The 23,675-nt window shown below is 60.4% G+C and carries 13 protein-coding genes and 1 pseudogene; 5 read left to right on the forward strand and 9 right to left on the reverse strand.

Annotated elements, in window-relative coordinates; all coding sequences use genetic code 11:
• Nucleotides 1-64 precede the first annotated feature (64 nt).
• Nucleotides 65-1,174, forward strand: a complete 1,110-nt coding sequence (locus OZ911_RS25040) for a helix-turn-helix transcriptional regulator (RefSeq protein ID WP_024717392.1) — start codon at nt 65-67, stop codon at nt 1,172-1,174.
• On the opposite strand, the gene OZ911_RS25045 is transcribed toward OZ911_RS25040, so the two are convergent.
• Genes OZ911_RS25045 through OZ911_RS25055 form a run of 3 tightly spaced genes read right to left on the reverse strand, consistent with a single transcriptional unit; the run spans nt 1,175 to nt 8,134 of the window.
• On the reverse strand, nt 1,175-4,942 hold the full coding sequence (locus OZ911_RS25045) for a helicase-related protein (protein WP_024717391.1): 3,768 nt from the start codon (nt 4,940-4,942) through the stop codon (nt 1,175-1,177). It abuts the gene before it with no gap.
• Nucleotides 4,926-6,977: a phospholipase D-like domain-containing protein gene (locus OZ911_RS25050; RefSeq protein ID WP_268968500.1), complete on the reverse strand. Its 2,052-nt coding sequence runs from the start codon at nt 6,975-6,977 to the stop codon at nt 4,926-4,928. The genes OZ911_RS25045 and OZ911_RS25050 overlap by 17 nt, the downstream gene beginning before the upstream one ends.
• Nucleotides 6,917-8,134 (reverse strand): hypothetical protein, encoded by a 1,218-nt coding sequence (locus OZ911_RS25055; protein WP_024717389.1) that lies wholly within the window; start codon nt 8,132-8,134, stop codon nt 6,917-6,919. The genes OZ911_RS25050 and OZ911_RS25055 overlap by 61 nt, the downstream gene beginning before the upstream one ends.
• A 299-nt stretch (nt 8,135-8,433) precedes the next feature.
• Here OZ911_RS25055 and OZ911_RS25060 point away from each other — a divergent pair, with 299 nt between their 5' ends.
• From OZ911_RS25060 to OZ911_RS25070, 3 genes are all read left to right on the forward strand, one after another.
• The gene (locus tag OZ911_RS25060) at nt 8,434-10,530 is read left to right on the forward strand and encodes an AAA family ATPase (protein WP_024717388.1); all 2,097 of its coding nucleotides are present in this window, start codon (nt 8,434-8,436) and stop codon (nt 10,528-10,530) included.
• An 84-nt stretch (nt 10,531-10,614) separates the two neighbouring features.
• On the forward strand, nt 10,615-11,661 hold the full coding sequence (locus OZ911_RS25065; protein WP_268968501.1) for a helix-turn-helix transcriptional regulator: 1,047 nt from the start codon (nt 10,615-10,617) through the stop codon (nt 11,659-11,661).
• Nucleotides 11,662-11,667: 6 nt separating this feature from the next.
• On the forward strand, nt 11,668-12,204 hold the full coding sequence (locus tag OZ911_RS25070) for a GIY-YIG nuclease family protein (protein WP_024717386.1): 537 nt from the start codon (nt 11,668-11,670) through the stop codon (nt 12,202-12,204).
• A gap of 16 nt (nt 12,205-12,220) precedes the next feature.
• Here the strand turns inward: OZ911_RS25070 and OZ911_RS25075 are convergent.
• From OZ911_RS25075 to OZ911_RS25085, 3 genes and pseudogenes are all read right to left on the reverse strand, one after another.
• Nucleotides 12,221-12,978 (reverse strand): annotated as a pseudogene (locus OZ911_RS25075) (NAD-dependent protein deacylase).
• Between the two features lie 257 nt (nt 12,979-13,235).
• On the reverse strand, nt 13,236-13,472 hold the full coding sequence (locus OZ911_RS25080) for a hypothetical protein (RefSeq protein ID WP_268968502.1): 237 nt from the start codon (nt 13,470-13,472) through the stop codon (nt 13,236-13,238).
• Nucleotides 13,473-13,497: 25 nt separating this feature from the next.
• Nucleotides 13,498-14,097 (reverse strand): tetratricopeptide repeat protein, encoded by a 600-nt coding sequence (locus OZ911_RS25085; protein WP_024717383.1) that lies wholly within the window; start codon nt 14,095-14,097, stop codon nt 13,498-13,500.
• Between the two features lie 141 nt (nt 14,098-14,238).
• Between OZ911_RS25085 and OZ911_RS25090 the strand changes: the two genes are divergently transcribed.
• On the forward strand, nt 14,239-14,403 hold the full coding sequence (locus OZ911_RS25090) for a hypothetical protein (protein WP_196304846.1): 165 nt from the start codon (nt 14,239-14,241) through the stop codon (nt 14,401-14,403).
• On the opposite strand, the gene recD is transcribed toward OZ911_RS25090, so the two are convergent.
• The 3 genes from recD to recC are packed head-to-tail and all read right to left on the reverse strand — an operon-like array spanning nt 14,391 to nt 23,613.
• Entirely contained in the window at nt 14,391-16,484 is a 2,094-nt protein-coding gene (recD, locus tag OZ911_RS25095) for an exodeoxyribonuclease V subunit alpha (RefSeq protein WP_024717382.1), read from the reverse strand. The two genes, OZ911_RS25090 and recD, sit on opposite strands and share 13 nt — an antisense overlap.
• Nucleotides 16,481-20,155 carry an exodeoxyribonuclease V subunit beta gene (gene recB, locus OZ911_RS25100; RefSeq protein ID WP_024717381.1) on the reverse strand — a complete coding sequence of 1,225 codons (3,675 nt, stop codon included), beginning with the start codon at nt 20,153-20,155 and terminating at the stop codon, nt 16,481-16,483. The genes recD and recB overlap by 4 nt, the downstream gene beginning before the upstream one ends.
• Entirely contained in the window at nt 20,152-23,613 is a 3,462-nt protein-coding gene (gene recC / locus OZ911_RS25105; protein ID WP_033734147.1) for an exodeoxyribonuclease V subunit gamma, read from the reverse strand. Before recC ends, recB begins: the two co-directional genes overlap by 4 nt.
• Nucleotides 23,614-23,675 lie beyond the last annotated feature (62 nt).

Below are 23,675 nucleotides of genomic sequence, written 5' to 3' on the forward strand. Positions count from 1 at the left end.
AGAAGAATGGTATCTACCGATACGACACTATTTTGTCCGTATTTTGCCCGCGAGGAAAATTCCATTGGCTGCCGCCAAATACACCGCACCCAATCGCGAGAAACGCCGCAAATTCATCAGGGATATTCTTCATCGTGCCGGGGGCGAACTGACGACCAAGAAGATTCATGCGGCCCTGGAAGCGTCCTATCCGCAGTACTGCAGCAGGACAACCCGCCGTGACCTTGAAGCCCTGGCCAGGCAGAAAGTGATAACGGAGGTCACGAAAGGGAGAAAAGACCTCAGGGCCCGCTACTGGAAGCTCAACGGCGCGAGCCTCGACCTGGTCCTTTCGCCTGCAGAGTCCATGACGCTCACCGCCATCTTCCAGCATGCAGAACGCTTCGGATTTAGTGCTGCGCTGGGCGAGTTGGCCACGTTGCGCAACTACGCCGCCGACTCGGTCGTTGCCGGCGCCAGACGCAACCTGCTGGCCGAAGGACGTATCAGGACAGGAACCCGGTTTACCGTGCTCAATCCGGGGGACTACAACACCGAACACCTCGAGACCATCCAGAATGCCATGAGGAATGACGAGTCTCTGGAGCTGGTCTACAGGCCACGAGAAGCCGGCGACGTAACCTGCACCTACCTGCTCAAGCCGTTGACGCTCTCCTACCAGGACTCGAACGTCTACCTGACGGCATACGTCGACAGCGAGGAGTGGCCAGAAAACAAAACGCCTGAAGCGGGAGCCCCTCGTGGCAAGTACAGCAGCAACGGGCCAGGCACCACCTGCGCACTCATGCTCCACCGCGTGGTCAGCGTCCGCACGACGGTGGCCAGCATCGCCGAACCACCGGGCTACGATCCCCAGTCAACGGAAGCACAGCGGGACCTGATGACGATTTATGGCGACGGGCCTGTCGACCTGAAACTCAGGTTGAGCCCCAATCTCCACAACCGGCTCACCGAGAACCCATTGTCTGTCAGTCAGGTCATGACGCTGGATGAACAGGGATGGATATTGGCGTGCCGGCTGGACGACACCCAAGGGCTACGCCTGTTCCTGCTCAGCAATGCGGCAGACATCGAGGTGCTGGCTCCCGCTCAACTACGTGCCGAGGTGTACAAGACACTGCGCAATGCACTGGGCCAATACGAACGCCCGGCGCACGAAAGCCACTCGCACTGATCAGTCGTCGCCGCCGATGTCCCCTTCCCGCCCCATCAGTACGTGTCCCAGCCTGTCGGCCTGGGACGCGACCTGATGGGCGATATACATCAGTTCTTCTTCATTGATGTGTTGCACCGGGTGGCACGCGCGTACGCTCAGCTCCTCATCATGGTCGACATGAAAGTCCACAAGTTCAAAACGGGCGTTGCGACCCAGCGTGTGCTCCACCAGGGGGGACTGACTGAACCGTTTGAACGTGGCCAGTTTTCGGGTCCATTTACGGTTGACCACCTTGGCGCTGAACATCACGTACTGCCCCTTGAACCCCCATCGTACCAATTGGTATCGCCCCTCCAGCTTGAAACAGAACTCAAGCCGCCAGGTCGATAGACGCCGCACACTCATGCGCTCCGTGTCGTGTACCAGCCTGTCCACCATCTCGTGGACACGCAGCACAGTTTGCTCGGGGCATTTACTGGATGCAGGCCGCGTACCTGAGGCACGCTGATAGACGTCAAGAATTTCGTCGCCAATCAGCACACCGTCGCTGCCCGCGTAATTGTCGACGCTGTACTGCACCGCCAGTCGCCTTGAGCTGTCGGTGCCCGGAACCTGCGACAGGCGCCTGAACGGATCGGCCTGCAGTGCCTGAACAAAGCGCACACGCCCGATGGGGCTGTCGATATCGCCCGGGTCTTCGATCTCACCGGGCAAGGTCGCCGATACCAGCAATTCAGCCATGCCAACGGCGCTGCGCACCGTGACGCACGGCGCGCCAGCGTGTGGGGGCTTGCGACCCGTCGTGGACAAGTGCCAGCCATCGCCAGCCTCCCTCACGAACAGCTGCGGATCACCCGTCAGATCCCTGAGCGTGGCCCCCAACTGGTTTTTGACATGAGCCAGGCGCCGCTTCATAGCATCGGCCTGGTAGCTTATTGCCCGACTGCAGTCATCGCCCTGAATATCGTTGTCCGTGATCTCATAGTGGCTGGTCAGAAAATCAAGGATTTGCGGCTGCACGGGGGCCTGGTCCACCACCTCTTCATGCAGCTCCAGCTCGCGCTTGAAGCGCGGACCTTGTTGGCCCACGGCATGCAGCGTTTGAATGAAGGCGTTCATGTTGGCGGCAGCCTGACGCACTTGATAGAACTCCATGCTTTGACGGATGTGCGGAAAGCCGACCTGAATGAAATGCTCGGCATAACCGGCACCGGCCGAATGCATGCGTCGATGCGCCAGCGAGCCGACCCGGTCAACACGGCCGACCTTTTGCTCCAGGGCGATAGGGCTGGATGAAATACCGTAGTGGACGACGCTGTCGCAGAAGGTATGCAGGTCTTCACCTTCCTGAAAGACATCGGTAGATACCAGCACTCGGGGATAACCCGGCATGCGGAACAGGGCGGCAATCGCTGTACGGCTGCCGCTGTTTTCGCCGGTCGCACCGCGAATGGGTGATGTGGAACGGACCTGGCTGGCCAGGTACTTGGTCAGGCCGCTCACCGGCCTGGAGTACACCTCAGGAAAATTGAGCTTGATCAACAGGTCCAGGTTCTGGGCGGTGTCACGCAGTATCTGGTAACTGCTGAACGGGGTGTGGTCTGCCTGTTGGACCGTCAACAGCCCGGCCAGTGCCGCGATGAACGAACCATCTGCATCACCGTCCCGTTCCCTGCGAGCGTGCCTGAGTGAATACAGGTCGATGAAAGGATGATCCACACGGCATAGCACCCCCAGCAGTTCCTGGTGGGTAATCAGCCTGCGTAGTAGCCGGTCGACCTCACCACTGTTCAACGTGGCCAGTTGGGTGAATGTCTCGGCGCTCCATTGCGGCGCCAGGCCCCTGAGCTCGTCATGGCCTCGCAGGCGGTCCCAGAGCGTTGAACGCGCAAGCTCACGGGCAAGCCCTGAAGGCTCAGCCAGGTCGCACATGGCCTGAAACCCTTCGAACAGTACATTCAGCACGTGCCTTGCGACCGTCGCAGCCCCGTCCCCTCCCTCGGCGACGGCCCGCAGATACGCATACTGTGCCAGTCGATAACGCTGCCCAGGGCTGGCAACCGACTCGCTCTTGCCAATCACGCCCCAGTCGATAGTCAACGAGTTCACCACTGGCATGCCCGGCAGGGAGACCCAGTTCGTCTCGAACAAGCGGCTTTGCAACAGCGTGCTACGGAAGTAGGACGGCAACGGCCCCAGCCTCGTGTCACCGTCCAGCTCAGGATTCTGTCCTCGATAGAACCAGGTAAAGAAATTGTCGCTGCTGGCCGACGCTTCGAACCCGTCGGCGGCCTCATTCTCAATGAGCGAGTGACTGCGTTCGACTGTGCGCGCCCGGTATCGCTGGAAAATCCTGGCAACGGCATCATCGCCACCGATGTAGTCACCAATCCAGTGGTCGTAGGCTTCTTCGAGTTTGAACTTAAGCTCCGAGACGCTGCGTACACGGCGGACGAAAATCAATTGTTTCTTGCCTTCGACAAACGCCAACCGGTGTGTCTGCTGGCACACGCTGTCCATTTTGGGGTGCGGCGGCCTGCGCTTGAAGGACTTCTCGTAATCGTCCACCAGGTATTCGACGACACTGCGGTCTGCCGCGTCGCGTGACGAATCGCCTTCGCTCACGGCCTCAAGACCGTCGAACTCCACGGGCTGGTTCTTTTCGCCTGGCAGATAACTCTCGAACGAAGCCAGCATCCCCAGTTCAAAGCGATTCGAGCAATTCTCCTGCAGATGCTCGCTGACCTTCTTCTGCAACAGCGCGGCGAACAGCTTTTGCGCAACGGTCAACTTCACCTCCGCAGCCTCCCCGCTGCGATGCTCGCGGCGATACATGTTGCGCGTGTGGGCCACCTTGTCGAGGGTGAGGGTATTGAGGCGACGGACCAGCAAGCGACTGAGCGCCGCACGCATGTCGGGATCGGCCGGATCGCTCCCCTGAGGCAGGTCTGCCTGGCGATTGAAGCCGAACAATGCGAGCTGGTTACGCAACTGACCCAGGTCGCGATCGAATGGCGTCGCCGACAGCAGCAACAGTCGCTTGATCCGTCGGTTGTCGCCCAGCAAGGTCGCCAGCAAGCGGTTACGGTCGCTGCTTTCACGGCCGGCACGCAGGTTGTGCGCCTCGTCCACCACAACCAGGTCGAAGCGCGGCAGCATCTTGCCTAGCGCCTGCATCCAGACGTCCTTGACCTTGCGTTTGAGCTCAGCAGGCTTGCTGTTACCGCTCATAGCCCTCAGTTGCCTGACCAAAGGGGCCATCAGGTCCCGATACTGCGGCATTAACTCTTCAAACTGCCGGGTGTTGTTCAGCACCTGAGCAACCGTGTTGCCCAGCGCAAAGCTGAAAATCGATGTGCAGAGGAACATATCCCGCTCATTGCCACTGGCGACTGTCTGCACCAGCTCGGACAGGTTCCGACAGTCCTTGAAGGGCGTGACCGGACCGCCGCCCAGCCCTTTGACCGCCAGGTCATCGAGCCGATAGTTGGTTTGCACGAACGCTCGATAATCCTTGATCCATTTGTCGCGAACGTTGTTTTTCGGCAACAGGTACAGCACCCGCAGACCAGGGTTAAAATGCCGCATTAAGGCAGCCACACCAAGGCCTATATAGGTCTTGCCCATACCGACCTCATCGGCAAGGTACGCTACCCGGTGGTCCGCAAGCTTGTTGTACAAGGCGACGGCACCCAACAGCTGCTGCTCGGCCAGCCCCTGGAGGTCGCGGTTGTTGCCAGAAAAATCAATAACGGCCTCGGCCGTGGCCTTATTGATCCGCTGCATGGGAAACATCCTTCTTGCGTGAATTCGCAGCGCTCAAGGGACGCTGAAATTGAGCCCTGAACCAGTCAAGAAAACGCCTGCCTTCAGCCTCGTCGAGGTGACCCAGCAGCTCGTCGTTTTCCAGCTCGGTGATGACTGCCTCTACGCCCCTGACCAGGGTCACGCAACTGTGCCCCGGATACCGGTTCAACACGCTCTGCATGCTGACCAGCGTCAAATAGCGCACAACCAGCGTTTCCTCATCGCGGCCGCCATCCTTCACGCTGTCCAGCATGGCCTGCAAGGAATCGGGCTGACAGCCTGCGAGGTAATACGCCAGCTTTTTATGATTGCCGTCGGCCTCAGCCAGCGCCAGTGTGCGTTCCAGTTGCCAGAACGCACTGTTGACCTGTGAAAACTCTGAGAAAAAGCTCCTGCCCTCCCCCTCATCCACCATTTCCGACAACTGTTCGTCCACCACGTCGTTGGCGCGACGCCTGCTGAGCAGCTGCCGGGCCAACTCGCCAAACTGGCTGATCTTCTTGCTCAAGCGCATCTCGATGAACAGACGCAGCAGGCTTTGCAGGTCCATGGCCGGCAAATGGCTGGGACGACGGTAGATGTTGTACTGCGAGACCATGAGCCAACGCTCCACGCGATCGGTGCCTGACTGCCAGCGTACGTTGAGCAGTGAAGAACGCTGCAGTTGCTCACGTAACGCCGGCAGCGGCTGCGCTATCTGCCCGGCCCGATCGAAACCCAGAGTGCCGATGCTGCATTGCGAACTGTCCAGAAGCACCAGATCGCCGCTGATCGACTGCTGAGCCGTAACCTCCAGCACCTGACTTTCCCAGTCGTAGGCCAGGCGCAAAACGGGCATCGTCAACCCGTCCAGTGGTTCGGCGGTTTGCAGGCCAGGGTCGGCCGCAAACCCCGAGAGACTGACCGGCGAAGGTGCCAGCAACGGCACAAGGTCCCGCCCCTGGAGCAGGAACCCTGACTCGACGTTTACCTGAAATGCCTTGTGGCTGAAATTCACCGAACCGACGAATTGCCAGGGCCGTTTGCCCAGCCCTTGAAAAATCTTGGCGTGAAGACGACGAAACGGCTTGTCGTGCACCTTGTGGCTGTTGTGCCAATGCCCGGCCCAGTCGCACCATTGATCCACGTGGAAGGCACTGAACACTGCCGGATCAACCAACGCACGCCGCTCTTCGTCATAGGGCAGCAACAGGCGCACTGTCGCAAACTCGCTCATCAGCTCTTGCGTACTGCCACAGGTGGGCGTCTCGCCGAAAAACGGGCTGATGATTTCCAGCGTGCCAGACGCTTTCGCAGCCGATGGCGCGCGCAGGTGCTGATGAATGAAGTCGAGAAATGCCAGGCGCTCAGGTGCCGCCCCTGAGAAATAAAAGCTGCAGTCAGGATCATCGGCACTCGGCGACCACCCTGCCTGCACCTCGACAATACCGTTTAGAGCCGGTGTCGGTGTGGCGGCCTGGAAGAATTGCAATGCACGACGCAGCGGCTCAAGGACATTGCCTGGAGCACGGGTCGCCCGAAGTTCGACAAAGTGGCCAACCTCGATGTTGTCCCACCACCCCGCCTTGGTCAGATTGAATGACCCTGCCGCCAATACGATAACCGGCGCATCGTCATCCTCCCCCTGAACCACAAGGATCGCCAGCTTGGAATGTTGACAGCCATTGCCGACCCGTATGGGCAAGTAGTCGACTTCCAGGCGACTGCCGGCGGCAGGATTGAACACATCCACGTCATGGGCCACGGCGAAACGCCGGGCCTTGTCCTGCATCAAGGCCTGCAACTGGACATAGCGAATTTCATCCTGACTTGAGAGCGCTTGATCGCCCAGGAGCAAGGGAATGACTTCGAGTTCAAAAAAATCTGGTTCAAAACTGTAGGTCGTGAAGAAGGCAAAGCTCACTTCACGCTCACCGATGCACCTGCGAAACGCGTCACTGATGGTGTGTGCTTTCATGCGTGTTCGGCCCTGGCAATGGAGAGGAAGGCGTGGAGGAAAAAGCTGTAGTCCCACGCCTGATGACAATGTGCGGCCAGATTCTCAGGCAAGCTGGCGCGATCGACAGGGACCCTGACCCTGAGCCTATCGCCCTCCCAATGAAGCCAGGCCGCACCGCCTCGTGCGCCCGTCACGGCCCCGTTCTGAGCCATGAGCTGATCGATGAGCTGACCCGCATCCCCGTCATTGGCGGCATCGGTCAAACCCCGGAGGAAGCCGGCATGAGGCAAACCGGGCCGGTCCCAACCCGGGTGGAGAAATGGCTCACCCAGCCGCGAGTGCAGGTCATTGGCCAGTTCACTGCGGGCTCGCCCGTTCTGCCTTTGCAACCAGACGACCACGGTGTTGGCGAAGACCAATACCGGTTGCAACAACAGGATTTGCTTCAAGACGTCCTGCACCTGTGCATCGACCTGATGGGCGTCCACCGCCCACCGGGCGAATGAGCGAACGGATGCAGATGGCTCAGCGGACACGGCCAACCAGTGCTGAACCGCCTCATACAACGCCACTTGCAAGGGCCGCGCGCCGGCATACCGCAGCAGCGCCGACACCAGTTTTTTACGCATGCCCTGGTCATTGAGCAGGGCCGCAAAGCGGCGAGCCAGTTGCGACAACTGCTCCTTTCTTACCGCACCCTGAGTCGCCAACTCGCCGAAACGCTGCCACTGCGACAGGCCAAATGTCTCCAGCAAGGCATCCGTCAGGGCGATCCCTGCGCAGGTCAAGCGCCTGTCGCTCCCCTTGATCAGGCCGGCTTCCTGCAATGCCGAGGAATACAGCCCCCATAACCCGTAGCTGAGTTGATTGCTGAGGATCTGGGCTTTCTTGTGCATGCCCAGCGCCATCGAGTCGCGCCTGAAATTGGCAACGGCTAGCTGGCGACCCAACAGACTGGCCTCCAAAGAGGCTTCCAGTCGCAGGTAGGCGGCCAGTTGCTCGGCCCTGGCATAACGTTCCTGTACATCGTCCAGGGAACGGGATCTGGAACCTTCATGGGCATAACGGCAGGCCAGGAGCGCCACCATGAAATGGTCTGCGCGACTGGTCACCGTGGTCAGGTTACCGACCAGCTTGCGCCCCACAGCGCTCCAGATGGACTCGATGGCCAAGGGATCCCTGGCCCCCTTGGGGCGCAGCCTGTCATCGAGCAGAGATAGAACGGTAAGCATCAAAACGCCATCCTTGAGAAATTCGCGGCCAGGACCATCCATTACGCGGGCGACTCAACTTGTTGACGCTGCTGCCTCTTGAGTACCTGATCGCACGAAGGAAATCCGAAGCACCGGCCACGCCTGGCCAACATCGCAACTGGAGACGACAACATGAGTCGCAGTGCCAAACAGGAATCTGATCGGCCAAACGTGGCAAGCAGGCAATATGCCATCTTTTCGACCTGCAGCGACAGACACGACACATTCTGACCACCGCCCGCTCCATCCTGCCAGCTCCACTGCAATAGGAGATCAGTATGGGCGCCCGACTAAACCCCTTCGCACACGGCAGCCACCGCGCGGTAGACACCTGTGCGCTGTCGCTGAAGTGGAGTTTCCAGCTACTGCTGGATCTGGGAGGGCACCGCACGTTCATCAGTCGACACGGCCTCAACGACGATGATCTCGCTCATGAACTGGGCCTGGACAAATGGGTGGACGGTGACAACTACAGCCCCTCCCTTGCTCTGGCGACGCTGCGCAAATGCGCTCGCAGCTTCCAGGGCGATCACCCGAACACCCGCTACCCGGACAACCTGGCGAGCAATCTTGAGGCGTTGGGAGCATTGTTGGCGCTGCCTGAAGCAGAGCTTCAGGTACTGGGCTTTTGCGTACTGATGCACAGCGATCCGACGCTCAGTGATGCCACCGATCAGTTGGGTATGCTGGGGTTCAACCGCGCGCTGAAAGTGCTGTCCGTACTCCTGGGCCTGCCGCTGCCCAAGGTCGAAGCCTGCCTGGCGCATAACAGCCCGTTGATGCGCACCGGGCTGCTGGACATCAGCACCAGCCACCGCGCGGCAATGGCGCTGAGCTCGATGTTGTCGGTGAGCAATCCGGATCTGCCAGGTTTGCTGCGCTTCAGCAAAGGTACGCCCCTTGAGCTGTTTGCCTATGCATTTCGTGCCAGCCCGCCTGGCAGCTTGAACTGGGAGCACTACAGCCATATCAAGCAGCCGCTGGTCATCGCCGAACGCTACTTGAGCAAATCCCTGGCTCAAGCGCGTCAAGGTGTGAACATTCTGCTGTATGGCCCGCCTGGCACTGGCAAGACTCAGTTGACCCGCCTGATCGCCTGCCGCCTGGACAGCGCGCTTTACGAAGTCGCCTGCACTGACAGCCATGGCGACCCGGTGTCGGCCAAGCAACGCCTATGCTCGTTGCGCGCGGCCAACAGTGTGCTGCATTCGCAACGTGCCATGCTCGTACTGGACGAGATCGAAGATATCTTCCAGGCCGCCAACGCAACCGAAAGCAGCCGATCGCAAAAAGGCTGGATCAATCGCATGCTGGAAGAAAACACCCTTCCGTGTTTCTGGCTTAGCAACAGCATCGAAGCAATCGACGCTGCCCATATTCGCCGCTTCGACCTGGTGATCGAAGTCCCCAACCCGCCCTTGGCGCAGCGCAAGCAGATGCTGCGTGAATGTGGCGGTGGCAAGGTGAGCGATGAGTTGGTGGAACATCTCTGCGCACATGAACAGATGACACCCGCCGTGCTGGAGCGCGCTGTGCGTGTGGGGCGTAGCGTGTCGCAGCGCGCCGGCAAGCTGCTGGACAGCACCATTCGCTGCATCGTCGACGGAACCTTGAAGGCACAGGGTTTCGAAAAGCTGCAGCGTAACGAGAGCACGCTGCCGGCATTCTATTCGCCAGAATGGATCAATTCAGACCTGCCACTGGACGGACTGGTGGACGGTTTGCGCGCGCACCCCCAGGCGCGGCTGTGTTTCTACGGCCCTCCGGGTACCGGCAAAACCGCATTTTGTCAGTGGCTGGCGCACGCCCTGAACAAGCCATTGATGGTCAAGCGGGTTTCCGATCTGGTATCCCCCTACGTGGGCATGACCGAGCAGAATCTGGCGGACGCTTTCGAGCGCGCGCAACAAGAAGATGCCGTACTTCTGCTCGATGAGGTCGACAGCTTTCTGCAGGATCGGCGCAAGGCGCGACAAAGCTGGGAAGTCACCGCTGTCAATGAAATGCTCACGCAAATGGAGAGCTACCAGGGGCTGTTCATTGCCTCCACCAACCTGATCCGCGACCTGGATGAAGCGTCGCTGCGGCGCTTCGACCTCAAGGTGCATTTCGGCTATCTGGCGACCGCCCAGGCTCAAACCCTGTTTGCCGCTCACCTGAAAGCACTGTCGCTCAAGGATCCACAAAACAGTGCGGCTTCGCGCTTGCGCGGTGAGGCATTCCTGACGCCGGGTGATTTCGCCGCGATCGCGCGCCGTGGGCGTTTCAAGCCGTTCGCCAGCGCAGACGAGCTGGCCACCGCGCTGCTGGCCGAATGTCGATTGAAGTCCACCGGGCAACAGCGCCCTATCGGCTTCACACAATGGACAAACTAAAGATTGTCCTGTCGTCGCCGATAGGCAGATAACCTGCCAAGATGCTAGCCAAAGGCCATCTGTCACACTACAAGGATGAGTTTCGTGCCTTCCGCCAAGACCCACAACGCGTTGAGTCGTCAATGGGAGCTGCTCCAACAGCTACCCAAGCGCCCTCCTGGCATCACTGTGACTGAACTGCATACCCGCCTGGTGGCCGCCGGCTACGCCATCAGCCGGCGCAGCGTAGAGCGCGACCTGCATGACCTTTCGCTGGTGTTCCCGTTGCAGTGCAACGATGCGGGCACACCATTTGGTTGGTACTGGAAGCCGGGCGTAAGCGTCGAATTGCAGGGCATTACTTTGACCGAGGCCGTGAGTCTTGTCCTGGTGGAGGATGCTGTTCGTCCTCTGCTGCCGGGCAGCATGTTGAGCGTGCTGGAACCGCGCTTCGAGCACGCTCGGCAAAAGCTCAGAGGTCTCGAAGAGGGTAACCCCGCCGCTCGCTGGCCCGACAAGGTCGCCAGTGTCCGACCGGATTTCAATCTGCGAGCGCCCGAGATCCAGGCAGAAACCCTGGAAGCACTGCAGCAGGCGCTGATCAGCGAGCAGCAAGTGCATTGTCAGTACTACTCGGCGCATAGCGACAAGTTGAGCGAGTTGACCCTCAACCCGCTGGCCATTGTCCAGCGCGGGCTAATCACCTACCTGATTGCGACCGCTCTGCCTTATACCGACGTCCGCCAGTTTGCCGTGCATCGTTTTTGCACAGCGACGGTGCTTGACTCGGCCTGTCAGGGCTTGGGCGAGTTCGAGTTGCAGGCTTACCTCGCCACCGACGCCTTGCAGTTCGGAAAGCCCGAGAAAATCCGCTTCAAGGCCTGGGTCAGTGAATACCAGGCACGACTGATTCGAGAGACGCCATTGAGCACGGATATGCGCCTGGAACCACTGGAGCAAGGCTTCCAGCTCCAGGCAACGGTGACCAATAGCTGGCAACTGCACTGGTGGATCCTGTCGCTGGGCGACTCGCTGGTGGTGCAAGAGCCGCCGGCGCTGCGCCAACAGGTCAGCGATACCTTGCGCCGCGCCGCTGCGGCGTATGAGCCTGACACCTGTCACTGTGATCAAACTACGTACTTGCTGAAGTAGAACGACATGCTAACGCCATCCACATTGACCGACATCGCCAACAACCTGCGCGATCTGGCCAGCTTCGTTGAACGCACAGCGATCGAAAGTCGCCGTGAGGTCAGCCTTTCCTTCAGCCAGATCCGCAGCGGCTATCCTGCCGAGGCGTTGGCGACGCTGAAGGCCTGGTCTGCCACCAAGGCGCGCTACATCTATCAGTTCTCAGTGCAGGACGATGTATGCGAAGCGCTCCACGGTGCCTTTGAGGTCGCCAAGCAAACCCGGAAAAACGATCGGGCCTACTGTCGCTTGAACCCTGCATCTCCCCTGTTGTATGTCGGGAGTTCCTCTGACCTGGATTCGCGGATCAAACAACACCTGGGCTTCGGCACCAAGGGCACCTACGCCATGCAGCTTTGTCACTGGCTGCCTGCGCAGGAGGGAACAGTGCACATCCAGGTGTGGCGATTCGGCAAAGAGATCGAAGGTAACGTCGTCCAGGCGATAGAGGATGGCTTGTGGGCCGCGAACAGACCTATGTTCGGCAGACAGGGCGCTCGCTGACGACCCGCAACGCCCGCTACGGGTTTGCCTGGGCCAGCAACTGCGGCAGTAGTTCTGCCGCCTTGCCGGCGAGACTGAACGCCCTGTCGCCCTGGACCGATGTTCGCTGCAGGTTGATATGCACCACGACGGCGCCGTTATCGCTGGCGATCCCGGGAATTTGTGCAGCCGGTTGCACCAGCCCCGACGTCCCAACCAGCAGCAGCAGGTCACACACTGTGGCCGCTGCCAGGGCGGCGCGCCAGGCCTGCTGCGGTAGGGTCTCACCAAACCAGACCACGTCTGGACGAATCCTGCCGTTGCAATGCCGACAGCGAGGTGGTTCGATCCTACGACCGCCCTCAGGCTCATTGACCTGTCCAGCGATCACCTCATGGGGCCTGGCACAGGCAAAGCAGCGCGGCGAGTGGAGACTGCCGTGCAGATGAATCACCCCATGACTACCGGCACGCTCATGCAGATCGTTGACATTCTGGGTAATGACGGTGAACCTCGTGACCCGCCGGGCGAGCTGAGCTCGGCAATCGCCAGATGGGCAGAGTTCGGTTTGGCGGCGAGTACCATTGCACGTCGCCATTCATACCACCCCCATACCAACGCAGGATCCATGCGAAAGGCATTGGCAGTAGCCAAAGCAGCCGGGGCGAATAATGCCCATAAACCGTTTAAGGCATCGCAAAATGTTGGGGTGCCACTTTCTGCCGAGACACCCGCGCCTGTGAACACCACCACATGACGTGCGCCATGTAAACGTGCCCCAAGAAATTCAATCATAAGCCGTCCTTATCTCCGCAACCTTGCATACCACTCGGCCAGTATTCGGTCGATTGCGCTAGCCGGTTGCAAGGTCAACGATTCATGTCCACAACGCTCACATCTCTCACACCAGTCCGTGGGGTTTAAGACATCACTCAGTGGCGCGACCGTCTTCTTCCAGCCACATTCGCAGCATATAAATGTGAACGGTCTCGGCCTTACAGGCATAATCGGGCTCCTCAATTACGCTTAAATTGGAATAAAAGTCACAACTTTCACACCACAGGAAGCAAAGCCTTCAAGATCTCCACCTGGCGCTGTAGTTGTTCTATATGCGCCTTCTCCGCTCGTAGGGCTGATCTGAGCTCGCGGTTTTCCTCGATGTGCCAATAGGCACGCTGCCGATGCTCCTGCAGTGAAATCCGCCAGTGATTAAGCAGACGCGAGGTTTTAGTATGCTGCAAGTACTGAAATGAGAGCATAATCAAGATCAGACTTTGCAGCGCCAACATGCTCCAAATCCCAATGATCATGTCTTTAACCCTCGAACAACGCAGATTCGGCTGCCTGACGGTACCAGTACGCAGCCTGCTCAAAGTCTGGAGCATGGCCCTTTGCCCTTGTTTCATACAACCGCCCTAGCGCTCTGCCCGCACAACTGATACCACGCTCATAAGCGTGTTCGTAATAGCAGGCCGCAAGGTCGTGATTAACGGCCATTCCTCGACCGTGCCAGGCTTGCTCACCAAGATTGAACGCCGCCTCACCTGAACCCAACACATACGCGAGTCTAAGCAAACGTCGGGCAAGAACGTTATCGAAAGACAGTCGACTGCCATTTATCCAAAGCCAACCCAGATCATTGATCGCATCTGGATCAGAGGCGAGCGCGTCATCACGCAGATGTTTATAGAGACAGCTCAGCAACGAGGGATCGTTCAAAGTAGCCAGTGGATTAACTACAATACCGATCATGGAAGGGAGGAGCCCATCGACGCGCAGCCTTGGCACCCTTAAAGAAGGCATCCCGATATCTATATCGACAACGCATGGCAATCGCCTCTCGACAAATCGCACGCACTCTGCACTGGGCAGCAGCGCATCCAAAAACTTAAAGACCTTTTCATCTGGGCTCATTCGGGCAGCCTTCTGCTTGATCGCTCGATAAGCCCATTTTCGAGACTTAAACGACATTTTGTGTCGCAGATGCATCTCGACACAAAATGTCGTAGCCAAGCGTCACCGTAAAGGCCCGTATCTTTACCAGAGCCTCTGCCCATGAAAACATACCGAGCCTTCATGCAACGCGTGGTCGCAACCGCCGGCCCGCAAGCTAACTTCACCATCACGGTTCAGGCAGTGAGCTCTGCCATGGCAAAGGTCACTGCCCAGGCCCAGTACCCAGGCTACAAATGCCTGAACGCCCCCACTCAGGTGCGTTGAACGGTCGCCAGTTCGTCTTGCAGTTGCAGCGCCAGCCCGCTGGTACGCTGCACATTGCGGCTCACCGCCCCCTCGAACACCCCTGGGCTGGCCTCTATCAAGCTAAACCATTGCTTGGCCCGGGTGATGGCGGTGTACAGCAGCTCCTTGGTCAATACCGGGTTCAGCGCATCGGGCAACACCAAGGCCGTGTGGTTGAACTCCGAACCCTGGGACTTGTGCACCGTCATGGCAAACACCGTCTCGACCTCCACCAGCCGGCTTGGCATCACGAAGCGTACGCCGCCGCTGCCATCATTGCGCGGGAAGGCTACGCGCAACACCCGCTCAGCGTTGGGCCCTGACACCCAGAGGGCGATGCCAATGTCACCGTTCATCAAGTTCAGGCTGTAGTCGTTGCGGGTGACCAGCACCGGTCGCCCTTCGTACCACCCCTGCTCGCCTGCCAGCAGTTCGCAGCGGTGCAGTTCTGCGGCAACCCGCTGGTTCAGCCCCTCAACCCCCCAAGGCCCCCGGCGCAGCGCACAGAGCAGGCGGAACTCATCGAACGCGGACAATACGCTGCCAGCCCAGCTGGCCCACAGGCCACTGTCCCAGGGCGTATCACTCGCAGGGCGCAGGCCCCGTAGCTGCTCAAGGTAATGACGGTAACCCGGGGCATCGCCTTTGCCATTGATGATCACGTCAGTGAGCGCGGCATCATGCTCGCCACGCAGCTTGAGGTTGCACAGCTGCGCGGAGGGCTGCTCCAGCAAGCTGCGGGCTTGAACGGCATCTTTTTCATTGACCAACTTCGCCAGGCGCCCGATCCCTTGCTGGGGGTCGAAGCGCCGCGAGTAACGCAGCATGACGGTCTGCTGCGCCAGTGGGTCGCCCAGGCCGGCTGCCAGTTGCAAACCTGGCGCACCAAGCGTCTCGCCACTGTGGGTGTTCAACCAGGCCGTCGTCTGCTCGCTGTAGCCGCCCTTTTCAGCCTCACGACACAGGTCGCCCAACACCGAACCGGCATCCACCGACGCCAGCTGGTCCTTGTCACCCAGCAGGATCAAGCGCGCCTGACGGGGCAAGGCATCCAGCAGACAGGCCATCATTTCCAGGTCGATCATCGACGCCTCGTCGACCACCAGCACATCCAATTCCAACGGCTTGTCACGCTGGTGAATGAAGTTACGCGAATCCGGTCGGCTGCCGAGCAAGCGGTGCAAGGTTGAAACATCTGTCGGTATCGCCTCGCGCACCGTGGCGCTGACAGGCAATACACTGACAGCCTTGCCGATGGACTCGGACAAGCGCGCAGCCGCCTTGCCGGTGGGGGCGGCGAGGCGGATGCGCAGCGGTTTGCCTTCTTCCACCGCTGGGGTTTGCAGCAACCCCAACAGGCGCACCACCGAGGTGGTCTTGCCCGTACCAGGGCCGCCGGTGATGACACTGAAATTGCCTCGCGCAGCCAGTGCGCACGCAATCTTTTGCCAGTCGCTGCAGCGTTCGCCGTTGATCTCAAAAGCATCTGGGAACAAGGCATCGAGCCGGCTTGCGAGTTTTTCCGGCGTAACCGTGGCAACACTCAAGCGTGCGCTCAAGGCCTGGGCAATGCTGCGCTCGTAGTTCCAGTAGCGACGCAAGTACAGGCGCTGCCCTACCAATACCAACGGGCGCTCAGGGCTGCGCTGCTGCCCGTCCCGGTCCTCAACCAACGGGCTCGCGGACAACGCCCGGCGCCAGTGTTCGACACCCAGGCCGAGCAACCATTGCGACGGTAGCTGGTTGCCCTCCTCGCCTTCAGGTGGCAACGACAACACGAAGTCTGGGGCATTCAGCGTTGCCGCCAGGTCCAGGCAGGAATGCCCGCGGCCAAGTTGGTGGCTGGTCATCGCGGCGGCCAACAACACACTGGCCTGGGCCTGAGGGTCCTGCTCAAGGATGAAGGTGGCGAACGAGCGATCCAACGCACGCAACCAGCCGCGGCCCACCCAGTTGTCCAGTTGCTGCAGCAGCGCCGTGTTGCTGGCCTCACCAATGAATACCGGTGCATGATCGACCGTGCGTTGGCTGTTGCTGAGTTGCTTAAGGGTTTGGCTCATGCGCTGACCTCCGTGTGCTGCCCCATGAATAGTTGGTCCAGCTGTTCTATCAGTTGCCGTGGCGGCCGCTCGAAGTGCACGCCATGGGTGGGCGCCTGATGCCCACGGATGAACAGGTACAACGCCCCGCCCATATGCTGCTCGTAGTCATAGCCTGGAAGACGCAGCTTGAGCTGACGATGCAAGGCCAGCAGGTACAGGCACAGCTGCAGGTCGTAACGCTTGTCCAGCATCGTCACGGCCATCGCCTCGGCGGCATAGGCCTGATCGTTGCTGCCCAGCCAGTTGGATTTGTAGTCCGCCACGTAGTAGCGGCCTTGGTGTTCGAACGTCAGGTCGATGAAGCCCTTGAACATGCCGTTCAACTCATTGGCGGCCAGCACAGGGCGCGGTGCACCAGCCAAGGTGTATTGGCGCACCAGCGCATCGAGGCGCTGGACGTTCACGCAGTGGCTGGAGAACCAGAACTCCATCTCGACCTGGTAGGTGCTCAGGGCCGAGAGCGTGCACTGGGTACCGTTGAAGCGCAGTGGTGCATTCAGATAGCTGCCCAGCCAGGCGGACAATGGTTCGATCCAGTTCTCCCAGTCGCGCAGGTTGCAGCGCCGGGCCACGGTGTTGTGCAAGGTTTCGAGATCGCCAGCAACCTTGGCGAAGCCTTCCCGGCCGGCCCACTCGAACAACCCGTGCAAGAAGGTGCCCGGCCCCGCACCCCGAGGGAAGCCGTGAATCCCGGCCCCCACAGGCAAGCTTTCAGCGTCGTCCTCCTCCTGCAGATTGGCTTCGAGGGCAGTCGCCGGCTCAAGGCTGACAGCCAACTCGGCGCCCATCAGCACATGGCCGTCCGCAATGGCCAAGGCGGAGTAGCTGGCAATCCACCAGTTTGCCGCGAGCGTGTGCAAGGGGCGCAAGGCCGGCCCCACGGTGGGCAGAGCAGGCGCCACGTGGACACTGTCGGTTACGGCGGGAGCGCTGCACACGGTAATGTCTTGGCAGCCGTTTGCCAACGCCTCGACCACGCCAGCCAATTGGTCTGGTGCTATTGCGCCCTCGCCCGCCAGCAGGTAACCCAAACCCGCCTTGTTCAAGTCTGTCGACTTTCCTCCAGCCCTGGAGCCCTGAGGGGCCACGCAGATCCAGGTGGCATAACGGGCGCGGGTCAGGGCGACGTAGAGCAGGCGCATTTCCTCGCCCATACGCTCATCGTTGGCAAACCCTTGTGCCGACTTTGCCGAGTCCCCCTTGGCCAGCTCAATCACCAGGCCATCGTCTTCATGGAACATGGGCGGTGCCGAGCTGCGGCCATCGATCGCTCTGGCGCTGCAGGCAAATGGCAGCATCACCAACGGGTATTCCAGCCCCTTGGACTTGTGCACGGTAATGACCTTGATCAGGTCCGAATCGCTTTCCAGGCGCAGAATCTCTTCTTCGCTCTGGCCATCTACCTGCTCGGCCAAGTGGCGGATCAGCGCATGCTCGCCATCGAGCTCGGCGGCGCTGCGCTGCAGCCATTCGGCCAAATGCAGCAGGTTGGTCAGGCGGCGCTCCCCTTGGTCTTCCAGCAGCAAGCGGGCCGGGACCTTGAAGGTGGCAAACAGCTTGCGCAGCATGGGTAGCACGCCCTGTTGCTGCCACAACGCACGAAAATCCCTGAACCGCAGGACTTGCTGCTCCCAGAACAATTCATCCTGGTTCAAGCGCTCCAGCGTCTGCCATGGCAGGCCAACGCTGCGGGTCGCCAGCGCTGCGCGCAGCAAGCGGTCACTGGTGGGTTGCGCACAGGCCCGCAGGATGTACAGCAGGTCCTGGGCCTCTTCGCTGGCAAACACCGAGTCCCTGTCGGACAGGTAGACGCTGGCCAGCTGCCGGTGCGCGAGCGCTTTACGAATGGCTTCGGCCTCCTTGCGATTGCGCACCAGAATGGCGATATCGGCAGGCCGCAAGGCGATGAATTCGCCATTGGCCGCCCGCAAGCCCGAACGATCAGGGGCGGTGGGGTCGAGCCAGGCCTGAATCGCCGATGCCGATGCTTCGGCGGCCTCGCGCAGGTACGTGGCGTTATTGATCACGCCATCGGTTTGCAGTTGCCAGAAGGTCAAGGCGGGTTGGTCTTTACCCGCGATCTGCAGCACATCGTCGCGGCCATTGGCATTAACGCTGGTGAACGGCACGGGGTTGCCTTGGCCCTCTTCGGCGAACCGGAACGCACCGCGGGGGTGGCCTTCGGCGTAGCTGAAGCAGTGGTTGGCCGCCTCTACCATGGCCTGGGTCGAACGGTAATTGGTACCCAGCGTGTAATGCCGGCCAACCGTGGCCTCACGCGCCTGCAGGTAGGTGTAGATGTCTGCGCCACGGAAGGAATAGATCGCCTGTTTCGGGTCACCGATCATGAACAGGCCACTGTCATCCAGGTTGTCGGGAATGCGGTAGATGGTATCGAAGATCCGGTACTGAACCGGGTCGGTGTCCTGGAATTCATCGATTAAGGCGACCGGGTACTGCTGGCGAATGGTCTCGGCCAACCGAGGGCCGGACGGCCCTTGCAAGGCCTGGTCAAGGCGATTGAGCAGGTCGTCGAAGCCAATTTCGGCACGGCGGCGTTTCTCGTCATCAAAACGCTCGCGCACTTCATGCAAGGCATGAAGCAGCAGTTGAGCGCGGATGTCGATTTTGGCATCACGTTGTGCGATCCAGAGATCGATCGCCTTGAAAGCCGCATGCTCGGGCACCACGGCTTTGCCCTTCAGCTTGATACCAGACGCCCCGAAAGCATGCACGTTGTGCGGTGCAGACTGCCCCCTGGCCCACTGCGCCAACGTGTTCAGAAGGCCGTTGAAGACGTCATCCTGATCGATTTTCTTGTAGGTCGTGCCGCTCATGTGAGGGCGAATGCTGCGCAGCAGATCCTCAAGCTCGCCCTGATGCTCAAGCCAGAGCTTACGCGCGTTGTGCTCCAGTTCGGCGACCGTTTGGTACCACTCGCCCGGCGCCTTGAGCAATGCCTGCAACGAGCCTGGGGCTTCAAGTGGCTCCGCTTCGTATTGATAGCTGGCATCTCGGCGAGCCATCAGCACACCCAGGTCATTGCCCAAGTCTTGAGGGCTGCTGAAGCAATCACTGATCGCACGCGCCTGCTCGACAGGCAACTCATAGAAATGCCGACGCCAGTAGTCCCTGACCACCTCAGTCAGCAGTTCGCTCTGGTCGGTTTCCAGTGTCTGGGTAAACAAGCTGCCGCTATCGAAGGCATGTTCACGCAACATCCGATAGCACCAGCCATGGATGGTCGAGACCGCCGCTTCGTCCATCCACTCGCTCGCCAGCTGCAGCCGGCGTGCGCATGCGGGCCACTGCTCGGTTGGGTACTCGGCACGCAGTTGCTGCAGAAGCTTGTCATGTTGCCGATCAGGCTCCAGAAAGCACTGCGCGGCTTCGGTCAAGCGGGCGCGAATACGGTCGCGCAGCTCCTGGGTGGCTGCGTCGGTGAACGTCACCACCAGGACCTGAGGCGGTGTCAGCGGGCCCTTGAACGCGGCCTCGCCGCCATGGCCAAGCACAAGGCGCACATACAGCAAGGCGATGGTGAAGGTTTTGCCGGTGCCGGCGCTCGCCTCGATCAAACGGCTGCCATGCAGGGGAAAGTCGAGGGGGTTGAGATTTACCGGTGTCATTGGTCGCTCCCTGCGCAGCTCGAGGTCAGGTGATTGAACAGGCCGCCATACAAGCGTGTGGCCCAGAGGGGGAACTGGCCGCTAGCGCACAGTTGGTCGAAATCGATGTACGCGCGGCGCAAGGCAAACGAACTCTCGGCCTCGCCTGTGTGCATGAAGCCACCTTCAAACGCCTCGCGGGCTTTGTCGCAGGCTGTATCGCTGCCTTCCCCGCCGGCTGCAAGCCAGGCAAAGGCGCTTTTGCAAGCCACGGGCAGCGGTTCTCGCATGCCCGCCACCCAGGCGTCGAGCAGCGCGTGCAGCTGTGCCTGAGCCTGCTGCACAGGCACGGGCCGGAACACCACATCCCCGTTCAAGCTGACCAGAATCGTCGTGCAGCCTTGCCCGCTCAACTGCAACGCCAGGTGCCGCAGCCAAGGGCGCACCAGGTTGTGCCAGCGCCAGCTGTCCGCGTTGCACAGCTTCTTGCTGTCCAGTTGCAGGTAGGCGCGCTCACCTTGGGCGGTGCGGCGAATACCACCCAGCCAGTCACTCAGCCCCGGGGTCGTCTCATCGGCGGCGATCGTCGTGGCAGTCTGGCCTTCCTCGATTTCAGGCCACGCCTGCAATTGCGCGTGGTAGCGCGCCAGCATGTCCGGCATCGCTTCCACCAGGGCCGATGCACTCAAGCGGCCGAAACCGCCCAACGGCAACTTGCCTTCGCGCTGCAAACGCTGCACGTGCAGATCAAGCTCGATCATCGCCTGCTCTGGGCGGTAATCCTCTTCGACCCAACGCTTGAGCGCCTGGCTCAGCCGATCCTGGTGCTGCCAGTTCTCAAGGCCGTCGAGCTGGAAGGTTTCGTCATCGCGGCTGGTCAACTCATCATTGTCAAAATTGACCTTGAGGCGCTGCTGGAAGAAGGCACCGACGGGATCACGCACAAACCCGGCCAGTTGACGCAAGGTCAATGGCGTGTCTTGCACGAGCGTTGGCAACAGCTCGACCGCCTGCTGCCCGGCTTGCGCGTCATGCACCTCACGCCACTCGTGGGAGTACGTGAACAAGCCATCAGGCCCAGGCTGATGGGCAAAATAGGCAGCGCTGAACGGTTGTAGCGGATGCTCCTGGGTCAGCGCATGCAGCAGTGAATCGGGTGTGGCCGAGCGCCAGCCGCTGGCCAGATGGTCACGCAGTTGGCCGATCAACACCGAAGGCACGCGCTCGCTGTTATCGCGGATGTTGCGGCCTACCCAGCTCACGTACAGTTGCTCCCGGGCAGACAACAACGCTTCGAGCAACAGGTAGCGGTCATCTTCACGCCGCGACCGGTCACCGGGGCGATAGTCGTTGCGCATCAGGTCAAAATCGACGGGCGATTGCTGGCGCGGGTAATCACCATCGTTCATGCCCAGCAGGCACACCACCTTGAACGGGATCGCCCGCATCGGCATCAAGGTGCAGAAGTTCACCGCACCGGCGAGGAAGCGCTGCGACAGGCCACCCTCTTCAATGCCCGATAGCCAGGCTTCATGAATCACGCTCAACGGCAACGCCTGCACAAACTGCGCGGCCGCGCACGTGCGCAACCAGTCATCGAGCAGCTTGAGCAATTGGTTGACCAGCAGCTCCTCGGCATCGCCCACCGGGCGGAAAAACACTTTCAACAGCGATTGCAGGCGCTCGACCCAGAGCACCGGCGTGGCCGGCTGCTGCAGGTCTTGGCGGGCAATTTCCAGGTGGTCGAGCAAGGTCAGCAACGGCCCGGCCAGGGCCGCTTCAAGCCCCGACACCTCATCGTAGGGCTCGATGCCATTCAACTCAGGCCCGCGACCAGCCGCGTAGCCCAGCAGCATGCGACGCATCCCGAAGCGCCAGGTGTTCTGCTCCAGGCCTGCGGGCATATCCAGGCTCTCACGCTGCTGCGCATCGAGCCCCCAGCGCACACCGGCACCGTCGATCCAACGCTGCAGGATCGGCACATCCGCTTCCTTGATGGCAAAACGCGCGCGCAGTGCCGGCACGTCCAGCAGGTCAAGAATATCGCTGACGGCAAACCGGCTATGGGGCAGTTTGAGCAAGTGCTCGAGTGCGATCAGCAAAGGCTGGCGCCCACGTTGGCCTTGGTCGGCCACGGTAAAGGGCAAGTAACGCGGGTCGTGCCGTGGTACCTGGCCGAATACCGCCTCGATATGCGGGGCATACGCGTTGATGTCCGGCACCATCACGATCACATCCCGCGGGCTTAGCTGGGGGTCGGCACTGAAGCGCGCGAGCAACTGATCGTGCAGCACTTCCACTTCACGCTGCGCGCTGTGGACCACGTGAAAACGCACCGAGCGATCCTGTGCGACATCGACAGGGCCCCAGGCTTCACGCGTTTCCGCCAGCGGGCGCAATTCAAGAATGTCGCTTTGCAACTGCCCCAGTAGGCTTGAGGGCGCAGGGTCGGTAAACAGATCGATCCGCCCGCCATTGAGGCCGTCGAACAGGTGCCGGTAGCTGCCGGGCTCATCATAGTGATCAAGCAGGTTGATATAGTCGCGGCCTTGTTTGCCCCACGCAGCGAGCAAGGGCTGGCCATGTTCATTCGCCGCCATGGGCGCATTGCGCAAGGGTTGACGGCGATAGCTGTGCGCCAACAGTTCCTTGTCAGCGACGATATCGCCCCAATGATGGCGACACGGGTTGTGGACGCACAGCAATACCTGGCTGTAGCGTGACAGCATGGCCAAGGCTTCGAGCACCTGCGCCGGCATCGACGAAATACCGAACACCACCACCCGCCGTGGCAATCCACTCGGGGCCTGCACGGTTTCACGCAGGTGCGCGACAAAGCGCTTGTGAACCCCGGCGCGGCTCTGCTCAAGTGCGCCCTCGCCAACATCCGCCAAGACTTCACGCCATAACTGAGCTTGCCAGAGGTTGTCGGCATCCAGCGGCTGCACACCGCCCTTGATCGACTTGAGCTGATCCCGCCCGGCCGCCCAGTCCTCCAGCCAATCGGCGCGATAGACCTGGTATTGGTCGAACAGGTCCGCCAGCCGTTCGCACAGCTGATGGCGCTTGCGCTGATCGTCATCCTCCTCAAGGAAGCGCTGCAGGCTACTGAAATGGGGGTTTCCCAGCAGACCTGGCAGCAAGCGCATCAGCCGCCAGCTCAGGGCCGTCTTGTCCAACGGTGAGGATTCCGGCGTCGTCTGTGCCCCCAAAACCGAGCGATAGGCCTGCCACAGAAAACGTGCCGGCAATTGAACATCCATAGCAGTTGCAATGCCACATCCGCCTTGATGTTGATCTTCGGCCAACGCCAGTTTCAGCCATTGCGCGATACCATTGCTGTGAACCAGTACAACCTCGTTCTCTAGCGGTGCCAGCGGGAAACGCTGCATCCAACCAACCGCAAGCTCACGCAAATCGTCCAGACGATTGCCATGGATGATCATAAAGCCAGGCTTCAACGAATCCGTATCCAGCATAACCGCCTCCCTCAGCTCTGAATGCTCAGCACTGCTTAACAAAACATCAAAAAGCCATCACT

Source organism: Pseudomonas fortuita (assembly GCF_026898135.2).
Taxonomy (GTDB): Bacteria; Pseudomonadota; Gammaproteobacteria; order Pseudomonadales; family Pseudomonadaceae; genus Aquipseudomonas; species Aquipseudomonas fortuita.

What these genes read in the sequence shown, in the direction of transcription:
- OZ911_RS25045 (WP_024717391.1), bottom strand. Translation starts at nt 4,942, where the DNA reads ATGCAGCGGATCAATAAGGCCACGGCCGAGGCCGTTATTGATTTTTCT.
- OZ911_RS25055 (WP_024717389.1), bottom strand. Translation starts at nt 8,134, where the DNA reads ATGCTTACCGTTCTATCTCTGCTCGATGACAGGCTGCGCCCCAAGGGG.
- OZ911_RS25060 (WP_024717388.1), top strand. Translation starts at nt 8,434, where the DNA reads ATGGGCGCCCGACTAAACCCCTTCGCACACGGCAGCCACCGCGCGGTA.
- OZ911_RS25070 (WP_024717386.1), top strand. Translation starts at nt 11,668, where the DNA reads ATGCTAACGCCATCCACATTGACCGACATCGCCAACAACCTGCGCGAT.
- OZ911_RS25080 (WP_268968502.1), bottom strand. Translation starts at nt 13,472, where the DNA reads ATGTTGGCGCTGCAAAGTCTGATCTTGATTATGCTCTCATTTCAGTAC.
- OZ911_RS25085 (WP_024717383.1), bottom strand. Translation starts at nt 14,097, where the DNA reads ATGAGCCCAGATGAAAAGGTCTTTAAGTTTTTGGATGCGCTGCTGCCC.
- OZ911_RS25090 (WP_196304846.1), top strand. Translation starts at nt 14,239, where the DNA reads ATGAAAACATACCGAGCCTTCATGCAACGCGTGGTCGCAACCGCCGGC.
- recD (WP_024717382.1), bottom strand. Translation starts at nt 16,484, where the DNA reads ATGAGCCAAACCCTTAAGCAACTCAGCAACAGCCAACGCACGGTCGAT.
- recB (WP_024717381.1), bottom strand. Translation starts at nt 20,155, where the DNA reads ATGACACCGGTAAATCTCAACCCCCTCGACTTTCCCCTGCATGGCAGC.
- recC (WP_033734147.1), bottom strand. Translation starts at nt 23,613, where the DNA reads ATGCTGGATACGGATTCGTTGAAGCCTGGCTTTATGATCATCCATGGC.